The organism is Streptomyces purpurogeneiscleroticus (genome assembly GCF_020024005.1).
Lineage (GTDB): Bacteria > Actinomycetota > Actinomycetes > Streptomycetales > Streptomycetaceae > Streptomyces > Streptomyces purpurogeneiscleroticus.
On record NZ_NHSG01000201.1, the window covers coordinates 1 to 17,455 of the forward strand.

Genomic DNA, 17,455 nt, shown 5'->3' on the forward strand with positions numbered 1-17,455 from the left:
GGCACCCGTCCCCCCGTACCCACCCGCCACTTCCACCAGGTACTTCCACCGGGCACTTCCGTCGAGGACACATGTCGAGCAGCCGGTCCCCGAACCGCCCGTCCCCCTCGGCCACCGGCCGAGGGGGACGCCGCAAAGGAAGAGCGCTCAAGCGGGCGTCAGAGCGCGTCCGGTCCCCGCTCCCCCGTGCGGACACGGACCGCCTCGTCGACCGGGACGCTCCAGACCTTGCCGTCGCCGATCTTGCCGGTGCGGGCGGCCTTGACGACGACCTCGACCAGCTGTTCGGCGTCGGCGTCCTCGACCAGGACCTCGATACGGATCTTGGGGACGAGGTCCACGGTGTACTCGGCGCCGCGGTACACCTCCGTGTGGCCGCGCTGCCGACCGTATCCACTGGCCTCGGTGACGGTCAGGCCGTGCACACCGAATGCCTGCAGGGCCTCCTTCACCTCGTCGAGCCGGTGCGGCTTGATTACTGCCGTGATGAGCTTCACGCGTCCACCTTCTTCGCCTTGCCCGGAGTCCCGCCCTGGGCCTGATCCGATGATCCTGCCTGCGAGGCCGGAGCCGTGCTTTCCTCGGCTTCCTGAGCCGGAGTGTCACCGGAGCCCGAGCCGGAGCCCGGGGCCGGCGCCGCCGTACGGGCCAGGGCCGTGCCGCCGCCGGTGCCGCCGTAGTCGTACGCCGTCTCCGCGTGGGCGGCCTGGTCCACGCCCGCCAGCTCCTCGTCCTCGCTGACCCGGAAGCCCATCACCAGGTCGACGACCTTGGCAAGGATGAAGCTGATCACGAGGGAGTAGAGCAGGACGCAGACCACGCCGACGGACTGCTTGCCGAGCTGGGCCAGGCCGCCGCCGTAGAAGAGGCCCTTCGCGTCGCTCTGCACGCCGCCGGTGGCGAAGAAGCCGATGAGCAGGGAGCCGACGACACCGCCGACGAGGTGGACGCCGACGACGTCGAGGGAGTCGTCGTAGTTGAACCTGTACTTCAGGCCGACGGCCATGGCGCACAGGACGCCGGCGATGATGCCGATCGCGATGGCGCCGAGGGGGCTGACCGAGCCGCAGGCCGGGGTGATCGCGACCAGGCCGGCCACCGCGCCGGAGGCGGCGCCGAGCGTGGTGAACGAACCGTGCCGCAGCTTCTCGTACGCGAGCCAGCCGAGCATCGCGGCGCCCGTGGCGACCTGGGTGTTCAGGAAGGCGACCGCGCCCACGCCGTCGTCGTTGCCGAGCCAGGAGCCGGCGTTGAAGCCGAACCAGCCGAACCACAGCAGGCCCGCGCCGAGCATGACCAGCGGCAGGCTGTGCGGCCGCATCGGGTCCTTCTTGAAGCCGATCCGCTTGCCGACGACGAAGAGGACGCCCAGCGCCGCGGCGCCGGCGTTGATGTGGACGGCCGTACCGCCCGCGAAGTCGATCACGCCGAGCTCGAAGAGCCAGCCGCCGGCGCCCCACACCCAGTGGGCGACGGGGAAGTACACGACCGTCACCCACAGGACGATGAAGAGGGCCCAGGCGGAGAACTTCACGCGGTCCGCGAGGGCGCCGCTGATCAGCGCGGGGGTGAGGATCGCGAACATCAGCTGGAAGGCCGCGAAGACGTAGACCGGGATGCTGTAGCCGTCCCAGAGCTCGGTGAGGCCGATGCCGCTGAGGCCGAGGTAGTCACCGGACCAGCCGATGACCGAGCCGTGGTCGGTGCCGAAGGCGAGGCTGAAGCCGTACAGCACCCACAGGACGGTCACCAGACCGAGGCTGATGAAACTCATCATCAGCATGTTCAGGACGCTCTTCACGCGGACCATGCCGCCGTAGAAGAACGCGAGCGCGGGGGTCATCACCATCACCAGGGCGGTGGCGATCAGCATGAATCCGGTATTGGCCGGGCTCAGCTCGACTTTTTCGGCCGAGAGGCTCACTGCGTTCGTCAGGATGCCTGGGGGCATCGGCGTCTCCTCGTCGTCGATGCGGCCCGTGCGGGTGTGGTGCTGATGGGCCGGCTTTCGCCACGAGGTTGGCGCAGCGCCGTTTCCGGCGAAGCGCCCCGGTGTTTCGCCGTAGTGACGAAGGCGACGGGGGTGTTACGCGCTGATGAACGCCTGTGGGGGCCACCGAAACCCCGGGCCGACCGCGATCATGCCCTCAGACCTGGCGATGGGGGAGCCGAGTCGGGCTGTACGGGACATGATCGCGGCCGGGGTTTTCGGGGGCCTGCCCGCTAGACCGCCTCCGCGGCGGTCTCCGGCAGGTGGTGCTGCAGTTCCTCGGTCAACTGGATCACCTCGGCGACCTCGGAGAAGTCCCGGGCCGCGGTGTCCACGGTCTTGCGCAGCCGGGTGTTGACCCGCTCCGAGCGCACCTGCTTGGCGAACGGTATTGCCTGGTGGGCCAGGTCCGCGCACTGCTCGGGCTCGCGTTGCAGCAGGTGGACCGTGGCCATGCCGATGAGATTGAGGGCGTACGAGCGCTGGTGCTCGGGGTCCTTGCCGAACAGCTCGACGGCGCGCTCCATGACCGGGTGCGCCAGCGAGGCGTACGTGGGGCTGCGGCCCGCGACGTAGGCGAGGTCGCGGTACGAGTGGGCGTTCTCGGCGTTCAGCTCGGCCTCGGAGAAGAAGCGGATCCAGTCCGGGTCCAGCCGCGCGCCGGGCTCCACGTCGGCGAAGGTGTCCTCCGCCATCCGGACGGCCCGCTTTACCTTGCTGGGCTGGCCCATGCCGGCGTACGCGCGGGCCTCCATCGCATACAGCATGGCCTGCGTGCGCGGCGTGGCCATTTCACGGCTGCCGTACTGGGCGAGATGGATCAGCTCCAGGGCGTCGTCCGGGCGCCCCAGGTGGATCATCTGGCGGCTCATACTGGAGAGGATGTAGGAACCGAGCGGCTTGTCGCCGGCCTCCTTGGACGCGTGCAGCGCGAGGACGAAGTACTTCTGCGCCGTGGGCTGCAGACCGATGTCGTAGCTCATCCAGCCCGCCAGCTCGGCGAGCTCGGCGGCGACCTTGAACAGCCGCTTGGAGACCGCTTCGGAGTGCGACTCCTGGAGCAGGTCGGTGACTTCGTGGAGCTGCCCGACGACGGCCTTGCGGCGCAGTCCGCCGCCGCACTGGGCGTCCCACTGCCGGAACATCATGGTCGTGGACTCCAGCAGCTCCAGCTCGGGCTGCGAGAGCCGGCTGCCACGGCGGCGCGCGGTCTCGGCCCCGGCCTCGTCCGCGGCCCCGGTGGGCGTGGGCACCAGCCAGCGCTGCATCGGCTCGATGAGGGCGGGCCCGGCGGACAGCGCCAGCGAGGTCCCGAGGAAGCCGCGCCGCGCCAGCATGAGGTCGCTGCGCGAGAACTCGCTGATGAGGGAGACCGTCTGGGGCCCGGCCCAGGGGAGGTCGACGCCGGAGACCGAAGGGGACTGGTGCGCCGTGCGCAGGCCGAGGTCCTCGATGGACACGACGCAGCCGAAGCGCTCGGAGAACAGCTCCGACAGGATGCGTGGGATCGGCTCCCGGGGCTGCTCGCCGTCCAGCCAGCGGCGGACCCGCGAGGTGTCGGTACTGATGTGGTGTGCGCCAAGCTGCCGGGCGCGGCGGTTGACCTGGCGGGCGAGCTCGCCCTTGGACCAACCGCTGCGCACGAACCACGAACCCAACTGCTCGTTCGGGCGCTTGTCAGCGCACGTGCCGCCGTTGCCGCCCAACTCGAACGCCCCCATCCGGATCTGTCGTCCTGTCACGAACCTCCGACAGGATGCCGCTCTTTCGCGACGCCTGTCCTGGAGTGACCCCAGCCGACCACGGATTCCGGCCGCCGGAAAGCCGCCAAGCGGTCACTCTGCTTGCCTTTGGCATACCCATGTGGCGGATACCCCTCCCGGTTCGTGCACCGAAAGTAATCCTACGATCACGACTCCCGCGAGGCCGATCCAGGAAACGCCACCATTCGCCACCCCTTCGAATGAACTCCTCCGCGGCTCAGCGCGATTGACTTGACACAGGTCGAGAAGGGTTGGGCGGAGAGGAGCACTCAAGGGCGCGCGTGTCACGCCGCACAACCCACAGCGCTCCGTCACCCCGTCGACGACCACGACTGGCAACGGAGCGTCACGGCAACACTCCGGCACGTAACCACTGACCTGCGGGACCCGTTGGAGGGGGCATGGGCTTCACGATCGGCGGCATCCGGGAGTTTCGCGACATTCGCCACGGAGCGAGGCGGCGGGTCCGCTCCGCCGAGACCACGGCGGTGGCGGAGTACACCGGACTGTGGGGCTGGGACGTCGTGCCCGGCGCCCGCGCGGTGCGGCGCGGCGACGGCCGGGCAGCCTGCTCGTGCGGGGCGGCGCGCTGCCCCAGTCCCGGTGCCCACCCACTCCCCTTCTCCGACGTGCTGCCCGCCGGCGCACCACTGGAGAAGGCGGCCGCGGTCTGGGCGGAGACACCGGGCGCCTCCGTACTGCTGCCGGTCGGCCGCAGCTTCGACATCCTGGACGTACCGGCCGCCGCGGGGCGCACGGCCCTGGTGCGCCTCGAACGGATGGGTCTGCCGCTGGGACCGGTGGCCGCCACCCCGACCGGGCGGGCGCTGTTCTTCGTGGCGCCGGGCGCCGCCGCCGGGATGCCGACGCTGCTGTACCGCATGGGCTGGGACGACGCCTCGCTGGACCTGCGGCCGCTGGGCCCGGGCGACCACATCGTCGCGCCGCCGTGCGACCTGGCGGGGCTCGGCCCGATGCGCTGGCTGCGGCCGCCGACGCTGGACGGCGTGGCCCACCCCCCGGAAGCGAAGCTGCTGCTGGGCACGCTCGCCTATGTATGCCACCGGGTGAGCGCCTGACTCGCCGGGGTCCCCGCTCCGATCCAGCCGCCCTCCGCCCCCGCCCCGTCGCACACGCGCCCGAAAACCACCGCCCCGCGTCCGGTCGGTGGGTGCGTCATCCCCGTGCCGTACCGCCGGGCGCAAGCACCGAGCCCCGTCGCACTCCATGTGCGGCGGGGCTCGGTGTCTCCGTCTCGGTGCCGGGGCCCGGCGCGGGCCACGGACGCGGGCTGCTAACCCGTCCACGCTCCGATCAGTCGCCGATCAGCGCGTCGACGAACGCCTCGGGCTCGAACGGCGCGAGGTCGTCCGCGCCCTCGCCCAGGCCCACCAGCTTCACCGGCACGCCCAGCTCGCGCTGAACGGCGACGATGATGCCGCCCTTGGCCGTGCCGTCCAGCTTGGTCAGCACGACGCCGGTGATGTCCACGACCTCGGCGAAGACGCGGGCCTGCACCAGGCCGTTCTGCCCGGTGGTGGCGTCCAGGACGAGCAGTACCTCGCCGACCGGACCGTGCTTCTCCACGACCCGCTTGACCTTGCCCAGCTCGTCCATCAGGCCGGTCTTGGTGTGCAGCCGGCCGGCGGTGTCGATCAGTACGACGTCCGCGCCCTCGGAGATACCTTCCTTCACCGAGTCGAAGGCGACCGACGCCGGGTCGCCCTCCTCGGGTCCGCGCACGGTGCGGGCGCCGACCCGGTCGCCCCAGGTCTGCAGCTGGTCGACAGCGGCGGCGCGGAAGGTGTCGGCCGCACCCAGCACGACGGACTTGCCGTCGGCGACCAGGACGCGGGCGAGCTTGCCGGTCGTGGTCGTCTTGCCGGTGCCGTTGACGCCGACGACCATGACGACGCCGGGGATCTCCTCGCCGTTCGGACCCAGGCCGTTCGCCGTATTCACGAAGCGGTCGGCCTCGGTGCCGATGAGGGTGAGCAGCTCCTCGCGGAGCAGGGCGCGCAGCTCGTCGGGGGTGCGGGTACCGAGCACGCGCACGCGCTCGCGCAGCCGCTCGACGAGCTCCTGAGTGGGCTGCACACCGACATCCGCGGTGAGCAGCGTGTCCTCGATCTCCTCCCAGGTGTCCTCGTCGAGGTGCTCGCGGGAGAGCAGCGTGAGCAGGCCCTTGCCCAGGGAGTTCTGCGAGCGGGAGAGCCGGGCGCGGAGCCGGACGAGCCGGCCGGCGGTCGGCTCCGGCACCTCGATCGGGGGCGCGGCGGGCGCCTCCGGCTCGGTGACCGGCGCTTCCTCGACGAGCGTGGCGCCGGAGTCCGGCAGGCCCACTTCTTCGATGGTGCGACGTTCCTCGTCGCGGGGGGTCTCGGCGTCCTCACCGACCTGCGGTTCCGCAGGGGGCGCGGTGACGGACGGGGTGGTCGGCGGGGGTGGCGGCAGCTGCTTCTTCCGACGGCTGCTGACGACGAGCCCGCTGATCGCGCCGAGCGCGACCACAGCGATGACTACAGCAAGGATGACGATTTCCATAACTCCCTCAGTATCGGGCACGCACCGCCCCCGGAGCCGCACGCCACAGATTCGGGGACTGGCTCCCGAACCTGGAGTCGGCCTATCCAGAATGGAATCTGGATGTGTACTATCCGGATTCACCCCGCGGAACGAGCCGCGGGGCACTGGAAGGAGAATCCGGATGCCGGACATCCTGATTGTGGGCGGCGGCTTCGCCGGGATGTGGGCCGCCGCGGGCGCCGCCCGCCTGCTGCGCAGCCACGACGCCTCCGCCACGGTCGCGCTGCTCACCCCGGACCCCGACCTCACGATCCGCCCCCGGCTGTACGAGGCGGACCCGGCCGCGTACCGGGTCCCGCTCGACCGGGTGCTGGGCCCCATCGGCGTACAGCGCATCGCCGCGACCGCGACCGGTATCGACACCGCCCGCCGGGTGGTCACCGCCGACGGCCCCGAGGGGCCCGCCGAGCTCCCGTACCGGCGACTGGTGCTGGCCACCGGGAGTGCGCTGGTCCGCCCACGCTTCCCCGGCGCCGGGCTGCTGCACGACATCGACACGATGGACGCGGCCGTCGCCCTGGAGAAGCATCTTCAGGCGCTGCCGGACGCGGCCGCGGGCCCCGGGCGGTTCACGGTGGTGGTGGCCGGCGCCGGGTTCACGGGCGTGGAGGCCGCGGCCGAGCTGGCCGGACGACTGCGGGCGGTCGCCGCGCCGCACGGCCTCGCGGACGAGGTCGAGATCGTCCTGGTGGAGCGGGACGCGGTCGTCGGGCGCGGGCTCGGCGAGGCGGCCCGGCCGGTGATCGAGCGGGCGCTGGACGAGCTGGGCGTGGTGCGCCGGCTCGGCGTCACGATCGAGCGCGTCGACGAGCGGGCCGTCCACCTCTCCGACGGCAGCGCGATCCCGTCCCGTACCGCCGTGTGGACGGCCGGTGTCCGGGCGAGCGGCCTCACCGCGCAGCTCCCCGCCGAGCGCGACGGGCTGGGGCGACTGACGGTGGACGACTGGCTGCGGGTGCGCGGGGTGCCGGAGGTGTACGCCGCCGGGGACACCGCGGCCGCGCCCGCCGAGGACGGTCACACCGTGACGCAGAGCTGCCAGCACGCGACGCCGCAGGGGAAGTTTGCTGGGCACAACGCCGCGGCCGATCTGCTGGGGCTGGACCGGGCGCCGTTCAGCACCGATCCTTATAGCACCTGCCTCGATCTGGGCGCCGCGGGCGCGGTGCTGACCAGCGGCTGGGACCGGGCGCTGCGCGAGGTACCGGTGGCGTACGCCAAGGCGCGCAAACGCGCCATCAACGAGAGCTGGATCTACCCGCCGGTGGACGACGCCGAGGAGATCCTCCGCCGGGCCGACTTCCGCGTGGGCCAGCGCCGGCCGATGCCGGAGCCCACCGCCTGACCAGCGCATCTGTCCACGGCCTGGGCCCTCCGACAAAAAGTGTGACGCGAGTGACTCGTCGGAGGGTCCAACGGCTCTTACGGCAGGAAGTTGGTGCAAAGTACGATGGGAATGGCCGCGCAACGCGCGTAGAGTCCTCGACGGCCACCGCGCCCCGCAGCCAGGCATCACCGCCGCTGCCGACTGCCCCCTGTGGGGGTGCCCCTGCCCCAGCGCACGAGAGACACCTGCACCATGGACACCACGGCCTCCCCCGAGACCCAAGGAACCGTAGAGACCCGCGGAATCGAACCCGTTCCCGACAGTGAACGCCACGGACGGGTCCGCGAACTCTTCTCGACCTACGTCGCCGCCAACATCAGCGTGCTGCTGCTGACCATGGGCGCCGCCCTCGTGGTCTTCAACCGCCTCAACTTCTGGCAGGTGCTGGTCGTCGCGGTGATCGCCGCGGCGGTCTCCTTCGGCCTCACCGGTCTGCTGTCGGTCTCCGGCAAGTGGGGCGGCGCGCCCGGCCTGATGCTCTCGCGCGCCACCTTCGGCGTCCGCGGCAACTACTTCCCCGGCATGATCCTCTGGGTCGCCCGCTTCGGCTGGGAGACGATCAACGCCGTGACCGGCGCGTTCGCCCTGCTGACGATCCTCAAGCTGCTCCTCGGCGTCGAGGCCAACAAGGTCCTCACCCTCGTCACGCTGCTCGTCTTCGTGGCGGTCACGTTCCTGGTGAGCGGCATGGGCCGCAAGGTCCTCAACGTCTGCAACAAGTGGTCGACGTACCTCTTCGGCATCTTCAGCGTGCTGGTGCTCGTCTACCTGATCGCGAAGATGGACTGGCACGAGGTCTTCGCGCAGAAGGCCGGCACGACGGCGATGATGATCGCGGGCGTCGGCACCATCGCGGCCGGCGGCCTCAGCTGGGTCCCCTCGGGCCCGGACTTCACCCGCTACCTCCCCGGCTCGGCCTCGGGCAAGAAGATCGTCGGCGCCACCGTCTCCGGCGCGGGCCTGGTCATGGTGCCGATGGTCCTCATGGGCGCGGTCATGACCTCCAAGACCCCGGACCTGGCGAAGGCCAGCGACCCGGTCGCCTTCCTCGGTGACATCCTGCCGACCTGGCTGGCCGTCCCGTACCTGCTCACCGCCGTGATCGGCATGCTCCTGATCAACAGCCTGTCGATGTACTCGGCCGGCTTCACCGCGCAGACCATGGGCGTCAAGCTGCCCCGGCCGCTCGCGGTCAGCGTCAACGCGATCATCAGCCTGGTCGGCGGCGGCTTCATGATGCTGGTCGCGACCAGCTTCATCAGCCAGTTCATCGCCTTCCTGACCCTGCTCGGCGTCTCCTTCTCGGCCTGGATCGGCGTGTACGCGATCGACATGGTGCGCCGCGCCAAGCGCACGGTGAAGTACGACGCCGAGGCGCTGATGGACACCTCCCGCACCAGCCGGTACTGGTACAAGGCGGGCTTCTGCTGGCAGGCGATGACCGCGTGGACGGTCGCGCTGGCGCTCGGCCTGTGCCTGACCAAGGTCGACTGGTTCACCGGCCCGCTGGCCGGCACCTGGCTCGGCACGCACGGCCTGGGCTGGGCCGTCACGATCGCCGTCGCCGCCGTGATCTTCGCGGTGCTGCCCGCGCCGCGCGAGAACGCCCCCGCGGAAGGCGACGCGCAGCCGGAGCCGGTACCGGCCGGGCGGTAGCCGCGTCCGCCCCCTCCACAACTGACACAGCATCAGCTAACGTCCCCTTCGCCACCTCAGCGGCGAAGGGGACGTTGTCATGCCCGTCACGGTCCTGCGCTTCAATCTGGTCGACCCGGCCCCCACCCCGGAGGGCCTGGCGGCGCGCTATCAGGCGGCCGTCGCGATGGCCAAGTACGCCGACGACCTGGGCATCACGACGGTGCAGACCGAGGAGCACCACGCCACCGACAACGGCTGGATGCCCTCGCCGCTGACCTTCGCCGGTGCCGTGCTCGGCGCCACCCGACGGGTCGCCGTCACGGTGTCCGCGCTGATCACGCCGCTGCACGACCCGCTGCGGCTGGCCGAGGACCTGGCCGTACTGGATCTCCTGGGCGGCGGCCGGCTGGTGACCGTCGCGGGCCTGGGCTACCGGCCCGAGGAGTACGCGGCGCACGGCGTGGACTGGGAGCGGCGCGGCGCGCTCCAGGACGAGGTGCTGGAGACGCTGCTGAGCGCCTGGACGGGCGAGCCGTTCACGTACCGGGGGCGCACGGTCCGCGTCACGCCGCGCCCGGCCACGAAGCCGCACCCGCTCCTTCTGGTGGGCGGCGGCTCACGCCCGGCGGCGCGGCGCGCGGCCCGCCTCGGGCTGCCGTTCTTCCCCAGCGCGCACCTGCCGGAGCTCACCGCGTACTACCACCGGCAGTGCGCCGAGCACGGCCACGAGGGCTGGGTGATGGAGCCGCCGGCGAGTACGGCGCTGCTGCACGTCGCGGAGGACCCGGAGCGGGCCTGGGCGCGCTACGGGGAGCACTTCCTGTACGAGGCGCGGACGTACGCGGGCTGGCAGGGCGCCGGCATCCGCTCGGCCGTGCGCTCCGCGGCCACGGATGTGGCGGCGCTGCGCCGGGAGGGTGTGTACCGGGTGCTGACGCCCGAGGAGTGCGTGGCCTACGCGGGCAAGGCGGAGGCGTCGGACTCGCTGATCCTGCATCCGTTGTGCGGCGGGATGCCCGTCGACGAGGGCTGGCGGTCGCTGCACCTCTTTGCGGAGCGGGTGCTGCCACAGCTGGGCTGATCCGGCCGGGCGCCGGACATGCGGCTGCCCCGGCTCCATCGGGGAGCCGGGGCAGATCCGTGGTGAGGAGAAAGGCTGGCGGGGGGGTTAGCCCATCTCCTCCAACGCCTTGCCCTTCGTCTCCTTCACGAACTTGAGCACGAAGGGGATCGAGAGCAGGGCGAAGATCATGTAGATCACGTACGTGCCGGAGAGGTTCCACTCCGACAGGCTCGGGAAGGTCGCCGTGATCGCCCAGTTGGCGATCCACTGGGCCGAGGCGGCGACGCCCAGGGCCGCGGCACGGATCTTGTTCGGGAACATCTCGCCGAGGAAGACCCAGACCACCACGCCCCAGGACAGGGCGAAGAAGAGCACGAAGAAGTGGGCCGCGATCAGGGCCACGATGCCTTCGGTGGCCGGCAGCGCGCCGGACGCGGTCTTCGCGGAGAAGGCCCACGCCTCCAGCGCGAGGGCGACCGCCATACCGGCGGAACCGATCAGCGCCAGCGGGCGGCGCCCGATCCGGTCCACGAACAGCATCGCGATCACGGTGCCGAGGATGTTGATGATCGAGGTGGTGAAGCTGTAGAAGAACGAGCTGCTCGGGTCGATGCCGACGGACTGCCACAGCGTCGAGGAGTAGTAGAACGCGACGTTGATGCCGACCAGCTGCTGGAAGACCGAGAGGCCGATGCCGATCCAGACGATCGGCAGGAAGCCGCCCTTGCCGCCGAGCAGGTCCTTGAACGTCGACTTGTGCTCGCTGCGCATCGCCAGCTCGATCTCCTCGACCCGCAGGTCCAGGTCGACCGCCCGGCCCTCGACCTCGGAGAGCACCTCCTTGGCCTTGTCGTGCCGGCCGACGCTGATCAGGAAGCGGGGCGACTCGGGGATCGCGAAGGAGAGCAGGCCGTAGACCACGGCCGGGACGACCATGACGCCGAGCATCCACTGCCAGGCTTCCAGGCCGGCGATCTCGCCGCGCTGGTCGCCGCCGGCGAGGTTGAGGACGCCCCAGTTCACCAGCTGGGAGACGGCGATGCCGATGACGATCGCGGCCTGCTGGAAGGAGGCGAGCCGGCCGCGGTACGCGGGCGGCGCGACCTCCGCGATGTAGGCGGGGCCGATCACCGAGGCCATACCGATGCCGAAGCCGCCGACGACCCGCCAGAGGGCCAGGTCCCAGATCGCGAACGGCAGGGCGGAGCCGACGGCGCTGACCGTGAACAGCAGCGCGGCGATCTGCATGACACGGATACGGCCGATGCGGTCGGCGATCCGGCCCGCGGTGGCGGCACCGACGGCGCAGCCGATCAGGGCGATCGCGATGACCTGGGCGAGCCCGGCGGAACCGACGTGGTAGCGGTCCCGGATGGCCTCGACGGCACCGTTGATCACGGAGCTGTCGTAACCGAACAGGAAGCCGCCCATCGCGGCAGCCGCGGTGATGAAGATGACATGGCCGAGGTGGTCGGGCTTGGCCTTGCGGCCTTCCGCCATCGTCGGCTGCGCGGTGCTGGTCAACGTGTACTCCAGTGGCCCGGCTGCGCTGCCGGGCATCGGGGGCTGGCCCTCCAGTGGCGGCTGTGAACGGGGCGCGCACCACTTGAAGGTAAAAGCAACGTTGCAGAGACTATGCCTTCAAGTTTCGAAGTCAATAGGGGGTACGGAATTCATTGAACCCGTTACTGTCGGCAAGCAGCTGCATGTTGGGTTCATGTTGTGAACGCTGCCGCGAACGCCGCAGGTAGGCGGCCCACGCACGTGTTCCCACCCGTGCACCGACCCATGCACAGCGCCTCAGTGCAGTCGCTGGCTGATGACCTTCGATACACCGTCGCCCTGCATGGACACGCCATAGAGCGCGTCCGCGACCTCCATCGTCCGCTTCTGGTGCGTGATCACGATCAGCTGGGAGCTCTCCTGCAGCTCCACCATGATCCGGATCAGCCGCTGCAGGTTGGTGTCGTCCAGCGCCGCCTCGACCTCGTCCATCACGTAGAACGGGCTCGGCCGCGCCTTGAAGATCGACACCAGCAGCGCCACCGCGGTCAGTGACCGCTCACCGCCCGAGAGCAGCGAGAGCCGCTTGACCTTCTTGCCCGGCGGCCGCGCCTCCACGTCCACGCCGGTGGTCAGCATGTTGTCCGGGTCGGTCAGGACGAGCCGGCCCTCGCCGCCCGGGAACAGCCGAGCGAAGACGCCCTCGAACTCGCGGGCGGTGTCCCAGTACGCCTCCGTGAACACCTGCTCGACGCGCTCGTCGACCTCCTTGACGACCTGCAGCAGGTCGGCGCGGGTCTTCTTCAGGTCCTCCAGCTGCTCGCTGAGGAACTGGTGACGCTCCTCCAGCGCCGCGAACTCCTCCAGGGCCAGCGGGTTCACCTTGCCGAGCTGCTGGTACGCGCGCTCGGCGGCCTTCAGCCGCTTCTCCTGCTCGGCCCGCACGAACGGCACCGGCTGGTTCCGCGGATGCTCCGGGTCCGCCGGCAGCTCCTCGCCCTCGGCGGCCGGTGACGGAGGTACCAGCTGGTCAGGGCCGTACTCGGCGATCAGCCCGGCCGGCTCCACGCCCAGCTCCTCCAGCGCCTTGGTCTCCAGCTGCTCGATCTTCATGCGCTTCTCGGCGCCCAGCACCTCACCCCGGTGCACCGAGTCGGTCAGCTTGTCCAGCGCGTCCTTCAGCTCGCGGCCCTGGTTGCGCTCGGCGACCAGCGCCTGCTCCCGCTCGGCCTTCGCCCGCTCGGCCGCGGCCCGCTCCTCCTCGGCCCGCACGAGCGAGACCTCGACATGCGCGAGCAGCTGCCGCGCGCCGTCGGCGACCGCCGAGGCAACCCGCGCCTCGTGGCGCAGCCGGGCGCGCCGCTGCTCGGCCCGCGCCCGCGCGTCGCGTTCGGCGCGCGCCGCCCGGTCCAGCCCGTCCGCCCGTCCCGCGAGCCCCTTCACGCGCTCCTCGTGCGTACGGACCTGGAGGCGCGCCTCCATCTCGGTCTGCCGGGCATTGGCCCCGTCGGCAGCGAGCCGGTCCCGTACGGCGGTGTCCGGCTCCTCCTCCCCGGGGTCCTCCTCGGCCACGGCCAATCGTTCCGCCAGCTCTTCGGCCTCCTCGGTCGCGCGGGCCAGCGCCTCCTCGGCCTTGGCGACCGCGGCCGCCGACCGCTCGGCCTCGCCCGCGGCGCCCCTGGCCTGCCCGCCGAGCCGCCCCAGCGCCTGGGCGACCTGCGACTTCTCGCGGTCGGCCACGCGCCGACGCTCCGCCAGCTCCTCGACCAGCGCGGCCCGTTCGGCCCGCCGCTCGGTGGCCAGCCGCTGCTCCTCCGCCAGCTCCTCGCAGCGCGCGGCCAGCTCCGCCAGCTCCGCCGCCGCCTCGTCGACGGACGCCTGCACCTCCAGCAGGCTCGGCGCCCCGGCCGACCCGCCCTGCGCGAAGTGCGCCCCGAGCAGGTCGCCTTCGGCGGTCACGGCGATCACGCCGGGCCGCGCCGCGACCAGGTCCTCGGCGTCCTCCAGCGTGCTCACGACGACGACATCGCGCAGCAGCCGCCGCACGGCGGGCATCAATTCGGCGGGCCCGTCGATCAGTTCGGCGGCAGCGGGCGGCCCGCCGGGCGTACGCGCGGCCGGTACGGAGGCGACGGGCGTTCCGTCATGGGGGACTTCGGAGGCGGCGCTCGCGTCCGGCCCGCTGCGCGCACCCGGAATCGCCGGGCTCCCGGCATCGGTGCGCGCTTCGTTGTACGGAGTGCCCTCGGTCGCCCCGGCGGCCCGCTCGCCGTCCGACGGGTCGTCAGCTCCACCCGGTACGGCTGCCCCTGTCGCCCCGTCATGCAGACCTGTCGCCCCGTCATGCAGAGACGTATCACCCGGCGCTCCCACCATGGACCGCTCCTCCGCCGCCCCGGTCAGCGGGCGGTCCGCCGCCGTCGCCGGGAGGAGCACCGCGCGTCCCGCGTCCTGCTTGCGCAGCAGCCGGATGGCCTCCGCCGCGGTCGCCGGGTCCGCGACGGCGATCGCGTCGGCCGCGGCACCGAGCGCCGCCGCGACCGGGACCTCGTACCCCGGCTGTACGGTCAGCAGCTCGGCGGCCGGGCCGAGCAGCCCGCCCAGCCGGTCGGCGGCGGCCAGCAGCGCGCCCGTACCGTCCTTGCGGCGCAGCCCCAGCGCCAGCGCGTCGTGCCGCGCCGCGGTCGCGGCGCGCCGGCGCTCCACCGTGGTCAGCGCCTCGCGGGCCGCGGTCAGCGCGCGCTCCGCCTCCGCCAGCTCCTCCTTGGCCCGCTCGTGCTGCCCCGCCAGCTCCTCGTCGCCCGCGTCCAGCCCGTCGACCTCGGCCTTGAGCTGCTCGTACTCCTGCTGCGCCGCCTCCGCGCGGGCCTGCGCCGCGTCCCGCGACTCGGCCAGCCGGTCGATCTCCGCCTGCGCCGACGCGGCCCGGCCGCGGGCCGCGGTGGCCTGGCCGTGCAGCCGGGCCAGGCCCTCGCGCCGGTCGGCGATGGCCCGCGCGGCATCCCGCAGCCGGCGCTCCTCGTCCTGCAGCTGCCGCTCCAGCTCGGCCCGGTGCTCGACCATGTCGTCCAGCGCCCGGGTCGCCGCCTCCAGCGCGGCCTCCAGCTCCGCCTCCTGCTCCCGGATGCGGGCCGCCTCGCGCTCCATCTCCTCGGGGTCGCGGCCCCGCCGCTCCTCGGGGGGCGCGGTCTGCGCGCTCTTCACCCTCGCGTCGGCGAGCGAGATCGTGCCGCGTACCCGCTCCGCGAGCTGCGACAGCTCGTACCAGGTCTGCTGGGCGCGCTGCAGCCGCGGCGTCAGCGTCCGTACCTCTTCCTCCAGGGCCGCCTCGCGCCGCAGCGCCTCCTTCAGCTCGGCCTCGGTGGCCTCCCGGCGCTGCTTCAGCGCGGCCTCGTCGGCGATCTCCGCACGGAGCGCCTCCCGCAGCGTGACCAGGTCGTCGGCGAGCAGCCGCAGCCGGGCGTCGCGCAGGTCGGCCTGGATTACGGCGGCGCGGCGGGCGACGGCGGCCTGCCGGCCGAGCGGCTTGAGCTGGCGGCGCAGCTCGTCGGTGAGGTCCTGGACGCGCGCGAGGTTCGCCTGCATCGCGTCCAGCTTCCGCAGCGCCTTCTCCTTGCGCTTGCGGTGCTTCAGTACGCCCGCCGCTTCCTCGATGAAGGCGCGGCGGCCCATCGGGTCGGCGTGCAGTACGCCGTCGAGCTGGCCCTGCCCGACGATCACGTGCATCTCGCGGCCGATGCCGGAGTCCGACAGCAGCTCCTGGATGTCCAGCAGCCGGCAGGTGTCACCGTTGAGCTGGTACTCGCTGCCGCCGTTGCGGAACATGATCCGCGTGATCGTGACCTCGGCGTACTCGATGGGCAGCGCGCCGTCGGAGTTGTCGATCGTGAGGGAGACCTCGGCGCGGCCCAGGGGCGGGCGGCCGGTGGTCCCGGCGAAGATGACGTCCTCCATCTTGCCGCCGCGCAGCGACTTCGCGCCCTGCTCGCCCATGACCCAGGACAGCGCGTCCACCACATTGGACTTGCCGGACCCGTTGGGGCCCACGACGCAGGTGATGCCGGGCTCGAAGCGCAGCGTGGTGGCGGACGCGAAGGACTTGAATCCTCGCAGGGTCAGGCTCTTGAGGTGCACGCCGTTGGACTCTACCTTTCGCGCGCCTATGACCGTGGTCGTCCCGACCGGTCCTGGCGCGCCGCGGCGAGAGCGCTCGTACGAGCGGCCCGCGGCCGGCGCCTCCTGCCGTGCTCGGACCTTTTCGGTTTCGCCACGGAATGTGCAGGGCACATCAGACGGTAAGAGGCCGCCGGGAAGCGGGGGCGTGAACGACGAAGGGACGCCGAAGCGTCCCTTGAATCTTCATAGAGCGGTGCCTCAAGTGGCTGTCGATTCAGCCCGACCGTCCCTTGGGGCGAGGGTCAGGTGAGCGCCGGCTCCGCCTGGGGTACGTCGATGCTGTCGAGCAGCGAGTCGCCGTGACGTGCGGCAGCGGACAGCGCGTCGTTCTCCGCCTGAATCCTGACAAGCTCGGATTCGAGGTCCTGAACGCGCTGCTGAAGCCGTCGCATCTCGGCGAGGACTCGGGGGTCGGAGCCGCCGACGTAACCGAGAAGCGCCTTTGCCATGATGGATGGTCCTCCACACTGAGTGACCGACCGAAGCGGTGGTGGGTCGTGAGGGAATCGCACCCGCGGTGTCTGTCATTCTTTGGTCTACGCAATGCCAAACAGCTAAGGTGCGCGGGGATTCCAGAGTCTCACCAAATGGATTGACGGTCAACACGATCACGCCCCGTATCCAAGGGCTCGTGAGCGCGCACGCCTGCTGAAGACTCGCGGCGGCGCTCCGGAAACGGCCCCGGGGCGTGGAGATCATCCTTACTGCCGCAGCTTTCCACGGGTCGGCGGAATTGGCAACCACCAGGCGGTTTCTGCCTCCAGCGGGTGCCGGCCGCACGTCATGGAGCGGGTCGCGGACGGTCCCGGCGACGGGTCGGCACCCCTCCGTCAGCGAATCGCGAAGCCGTCGTACCCGCCTCGCGGCGTGTCCCAAATCTCACTCACACCGTCGACCCGGCCGGGCGTGTCCCCGGTACGCAGCCACTCCAGCAACTCCTCGCACCGCTCCCGGGGGCCCTCGGCCACGACCTGGACGCGGCCGTCCTCCCGGTTGATCGCAAAGCCGACGAGCCCTCCGATGCGCAGCGCGTTGGCCCGGGTGAACCATCGGAAGCCGACACCTTGCACACGGCCGCGCACCCAGGCCGTCAGACGGACATCTTCGTTCATGTGTGCACGCTAACCGGCCAATTGCTCAGCAAGCACTTCGGCCCCATACGTCGTGCCGTACTGTCACACGGCATCGCCAGTCACTCGTACGGGTGATTCGCACCCGACGTTCATGGACGGAAGGAAGTCACGGGATGGGCCGCCACCGACGCACCGCTCCCGTACCCGGAGCGCCGGCCGCCGAACCCACCACGGGCCGCCACCGCGCCCATCACTCCATCAGGCTCCCCGGCCCCT

General features: G+C 71.5%; 12 protein-coding genes. 4 read left to right on the top strand and 8 right to left on the bottom strand.

The features are described 5' to 3' along the window. Positions 1-158 precede the first annotated feature (158 nt). From CCS38_RS13035 to nsdA, 3 genes are all read right to left on the bottom strand, one after another. Complete coding sequence (locus tag CCS38_RS13035) at positions 159-497, bottom strand: P-II family nitrogen regulator (protein ID WP_030267115.1); 339 nt, start codon at positions 495-497, stop codon at positions 159-161. Continuing rightward, positions 494-1,951: an ammonium transporter gene (locus CCS38_RS13040; protein ID WP_223733406.1), complete on the bottom strand. Its 1,458-nt coding sequence runs from the start codon at positions 1,949-1,951 to the stop codon at positions 494-496. Before CCS38_RS13040 ends, CCS38_RS13035 begins: the two co-directional genes overlap by 4 nt. Positions 1,952-2,223: 272 nt before the next feature. Then, positions 2,224-3,711 carry a transcriptional repressor NsdA gene (gene nsdA, locus CCS38_RS13045; protein WP_223733415.1) on the bottom strand — a complete coding sequence of 496 codons (1,488 nt, stop codon included), beginning with the start codon at positions 3,709-3,711 and terminating at the stop codon, positions 2,224-2,226. Between the two features lie 443 nt (positions 3,712-4,154). Here nsdA and CCS38_RS13050 point away from each other — a divergent pair, with 443 nt between their 5' ends. Beyond that, positions 4,155-4,832 (top strand): bifunctional DNA primase/polymerase, encoded by a 678-nt coding sequence (locus CCS38_RS13050; protein ID WP_223733407.1) that lies wholly within the window; start codon positions 4,155-4,157, stop codon positions 4,830-4,832. A 235-nt stretch (positions 4,833-5,067) separates the two neighbouring features. Here the strand turns inward: CCS38_RS13050 and ftsY are convergent, their stop codons facing one another. After that, on the bottom strand, positions 5,068-6,297 hold the full coding sequence (gene ftsY / locus CCS38_RS13055; RefSeq protein ID WP_223733408.1) for a signal recognition particle-docking protein FtsY: 1,230 nt from the start codon (positions 6,295-6,297) through the stop codon (positions 5,068-5,070). A 163-nt stretch (positions 6,298-6,460) separates the two neighbouring features. Here ftsY and CCS38_RS13060 point away from each other — a divergent pair, with 163 nt between their 5' ends. The 3 genes from CCS38_RS13060 (at position 6,461) to CCS38_RS13070 (ending at position 10,445) form a co-directional block, all read left to right on the top strand. Further along, complete coding sequence (locus tag CCS38_RS13060) at positions 6,461-7,684, top strand: NAD(P)/FAD-dependent oxidoreductase (RefSeq protein ID WP_223733409.1); 1,224 nt, start codon at positions 6,461-6,463, stop codon at positions 7,682-7,684. Between the two features lie 234 nt (positions 7,685-7,918). After that, positions 7,919-9,382, top strand: coding sequence for a purine-cytosine permease family protein (locus tag CCS38_RS13065; RefSeq protein WP_223733410.1), 1,464 nt, complete (start codon positions 7,919-7,921; stop codon positions 9,380-9,382). A 79-nt stretch (positions 9,383-9,461) separates the two neighbouring features. Then, positions 9,462-10,445, top strand: a complete 984-nt coding sequence (locus tag CCS38_RS13070; RefSeq protein ID WP_223733411.1) for an LLM class flavin-dependent oxidoreductase — start codon at positions 9,462-9,464, stop codon at positions 10,443-10,445. Positions 10,446-10,532: 87 nt separating this feature from the next. Here the strand turns inward: CCS38_RS13070 and CCS38_RS13075 are convergent, their stop codons facing one another. From CCS38_RS13075 to CCS38_RS13090, 4 genes are all read right to left on the bottom strand, one after another. Continuing rightward, a complete protein-coding gene (locus CCS38_RS13075) occupies positions 10,533-11,951 on the bottom strand; it encodes a sugar porter family MFS transporter (RefSeq protein ID WP_223733412.1) in 1,419 nt (472 codons plus the stop codon). A gap of 276 nt (positions 11,952-12,227) precedes the next feature. Beyond that, on the bottom strand, positions 12,228-16,064 hold the full coding sequence (locus CCS38_RS13080; protein WP_223733413.1) for an SMC hinge domain-related protein: 3,837 nt from the start codon (positions 16,062-16,064) through the stop codon (positions 12,228-12,230). Positions 16,065-16,348: 284 nt separating this feature from the next. Beyond that, positions 16,349-16,555: a hypothetical protein gene (locus tag CCS38_RS13085; protein ID WP_223733414.1), complete on the bottom strand. Its 207-nt coding sequence runs from the start codon at positions 16,553-16,555 to the stop codon at positions 16,349-16,351. Between the two features lie 381 nt (positions 16,556-16,936). Beyond that, positions 16,937-17,218, bottom strand: a complete 282-nt coding sequence (locus tag CCS38_RS13090; protein ID WP_030267085.1) for an acylphosphatase — start codon at positions 17,216-17,218, stop codon at positions 16,937-16,939. Between the last annotated feature and the right edge of the window lie 237 nt (positions 17,219-17,455).